The sequence below is a fragment of the Streptomyces calidiresistens genome, from assembly GCF_014141525.1.
Taxonomy (GTDB): domain Bacteria; phylum Actinomycetota; class Actinomycetes; order Streptomycetales; family Streptomycetaceae; genus Streptomyces; species Streptomyces calidiresistens.
On record NZ_VKHS01000749.1, the window covers coordinates 1 to 2,634 of the forward strand.

The following is a 2,634-nucleotide window of genomic DNA, read 5'->3' on the forward strand; positions in this document are numbered from 1 at the left end:
GCCGAAGAGGGACCCGCGGGTGTTCGCCGGACGGGGGCCGGGTGGCGCCGCCGGACGGGAGACGGCGGCATCGGGCGATCCCGGACATGCGACGACCCCCGCCGGGGGGGAGAGCGGGGGTCGTCTTCCGCGGTCGGCTCCGGGGGGGGTAGGAGCCGGACCGGGTTAGCACGGTCGCGAACGATCCGTGACTTCCATGGTGTACCCGATGGGCCCGATAGGCAAACCGGGACGGCCCCGGGTACGCCGAATGGCGGGCGATTATGCTCGGGCGCGTGGAAAATCCCCCGCGCCCGCGCACGGCGGCCTTCTTCGATCTCGACAAGACGGTCATCGCCAAGTCGAGCACCCTGGCGTTCGGCCGCCCCTTCTATCGGGGTGGGCTGATGAACCGTCGGGCCGTGTTGCGCACCGCCTACGCACAGTTCGTCTATCTGGTCGGAGGCTCCGATCACGAGCAGACCGAACGCATGCGGAAGATGCTTTCGGCGCTGTGTCGGGGATGGGACGTCCAGCAGGTTCGGGAGATCGTCGCCGAGACCCTGCACCAGATGATCGACCCGTTCGTCTACGCCGAGGCCGCCGCCCTGATCGCCGAGCACCGCGCCGCCGGCCGGGACATCGTCATCGTCAGCACCTCCGGCGCCGAGGTGGTCGAGCCCATCGGCGAACTGCTGGGCGCCGACCGGGTCGTGGCGACCCGGATGGTCGTCGAGGAGGGCCGCTACACCGGCGAGATCGAGTACTACGCCTACGGGCCGACCAAGGCGGAGGCCATCCGCGAGTTGGCCGGGACGCGGGGCTACGACCTGGAGCGGTGCTGGGCCTACAGCGACTCGATCACCGATGTGCCGATGCTGGAGGCGGTCGGCATGCCGCACGCGGTCAACCCCGATCGCGCGCTGCGCCGGGAGGCACTGGCCCGGGAGTGGCCGATCCTCACCTTCAGCCGGCCGGTGCCGCTGCGCCGGCGGATGTCCGCCCCGCCGGCCCGATCCGCCCTGGCCGTGGGCCTGGCGGTGGGCGCCGCCGTGGGCGCGGCCCTGGTGGTGCGGTGGTGGTGGGAGCGGGAGCGGGCGGCCCGCGCCGGCGGCTGACGGTCCCTCGCGGGAGGCCGGTGGGCCCCGATCGACGGGCCCGTTCGGTCGCCGTTCGTCCCTTTTTTCGTCACACCCCCTCCCCGCTCGCCCTCTTCGCCACCTTCCTTCCGTTTTCTCCTGCTTCCTTCCACTTCCGTTCCCCGGCGGAGAGGAGTACAAAGGAGGTATCGACCCCGGAGGGTCGAGGGCCCCGAAGGAGTCGTCACCGACTCCCTCGGTGACCCGGGAACAACGGACACGTGATCATCGGGCACCCACGCGCAGCCGACCCGCGATAGGGCCGCCGCATCGGGGAACGGGTTGTCGACGTCCCCCGGTGGGCACTTCGGAATCGCACGCCTGATCACCCGGTACACGTGTCCCGCGGCGACGACGCCAAGGCGTCGCCGCCGCTCCCGTGTGCGCCCCCTGACACGCGAACCGCGTTCCTCAGGCGGCACCGCGCTGGAGCGCCTCGCACACCGCCACGGACTCCCGGGCCCCCAACTCCACCGCGCGCCCGCAGTGGATGATCCATCGGGCGACCCCATCGGCGGTTCCGGAGGCGTACTCGGCCAGGGCCGCGTGGTGGGCGTCCGGGCCCTGTTCCGCGAAGCCGACCTCCGCCGGCGCGACCGCGCCCGGGTCCAGGCCCCCGCCGGTGAGCACGATGCGGCAGGCGGCCCGGGCGACGATGCCGTTGCGGGAGCCGAAGGGGCGCAGCGCCGACAACTCCCCGTGCACCACGGCGGCCTGCACGAGCACCGGCGCGGAGGAGCCCCCGGTGATCAGGTCCCGCAGCGCGGCGAGACGGGCGGCGGTCTCCGTCGCGTCGGGCAGCGGGAGGTCACCGGCGTCCCGTCCGCCGTCAGTGACGGACTCGCCGGGCAGGCGGGGACGGCCGATCCGCTCGACCCCGATCCCCCCGTCGGACGCGGTGCCGACCCCTTCTCCGGCGTCGACCGCCCCGGGGGCCGCCCCGGCGACCTCCGCCCCGGTCCCCGCACCGGCCGGGACCCCTCCCTCCGCCACCAGGTGGAGGCGGGCCAGGACGCGCAGCGGCGAGGTCTTCCAGATGTCCCGCAGGTGGGCCGCCTCGGCGGTGGCGCGCAGGGCGGCCCCGACGGTGCGGGCCTGCGCGTCGGTGCCGAAGTCGGTTCGGCGGCGGACCTCCTCCAGTCCCCAGTCGGCCCCCGCCAGGGCCGCGGAGGCCCGGGCGCCGCGCAGGGCGGCCTCGGCCGCGACCTCGGTGCGGCGGCGGCGCATGACCCGGTGGCGGTGCAGGGCGTCCACGGCGGCACGCGCCGTCTCGACGGCCTCCGCCACCCCGGGGAGGTCGGCGAGGGGGGCCAGGGGGTCGGTTCCGGGGCTCTGCGGGCTCATGCCCCGCAGCCTACGCGCCGGGGCGCGGGGAGCCGTTTCCGAGGGTTGCGGGGGTGCCCGCCGCCCCCGGGGACACCGCTGCTCCCGGGACGCCGGGAACGTCGCGGCGCGCGGTTCGCGCACGAAGGCCCCGCCCGCCCGGTGTCCCCCGAACGGGGGACCGGAGGGCGGG

At 75.1% G+C, this 2,634-nt stretch carries 2 protein-coding genes; one reads left to right on the plus strand and one right to left on the minus strand.

Features of this window, described 5'->3' with window-relative positions; all coding sequences use genetic code 11:
• Positions 1-263: 263 nt before the first annotated feature.
• Complete coding sequence (locus FOE67_RS22315; RefSeq protein ID WP_182666633.1) at positions 264-1,097, plus strand: HAD family hydrolase; 834 nt, start codon at positions 264-266, stop codon at positions 1,095-1,097.
• Positions 1,098-1,529: 432 nt separating this feature from the next.
• Here the strand turns inward: FOE67_RS22315 and FOE67_RS22320 are convergent, their stop codons facing one another.
• Entirely contained in the window at positions 1,530-2,462 is a 933-nt protein-coding gene (locus tag FOE67_RS22320; RefSeq protein WP_182666634.1) for a Fic family protein, read from the minus strand.
• Between the last annotated feature and the right edge of the window lie 172 nt (positions 2,463-2,634).

Excerpts from the sequence above, each read along its gene's own strand:
- FOE67_RS22315 (WP_182666633.1), top strand. The coding sequence starts at position 264 with ATGCTCGGGCGCGTGGAAAATCCCCCGCGCCCGCGCACGGCGGCCTTC.
- FOE67_RS22320 (WP_182666634.1), bottom strand. The coding sequence starts at position 2,462 with ATGAGCCCGCAGAGCCCCGGAACCGACCCCCTGGCCCCCCTCGCCGAC.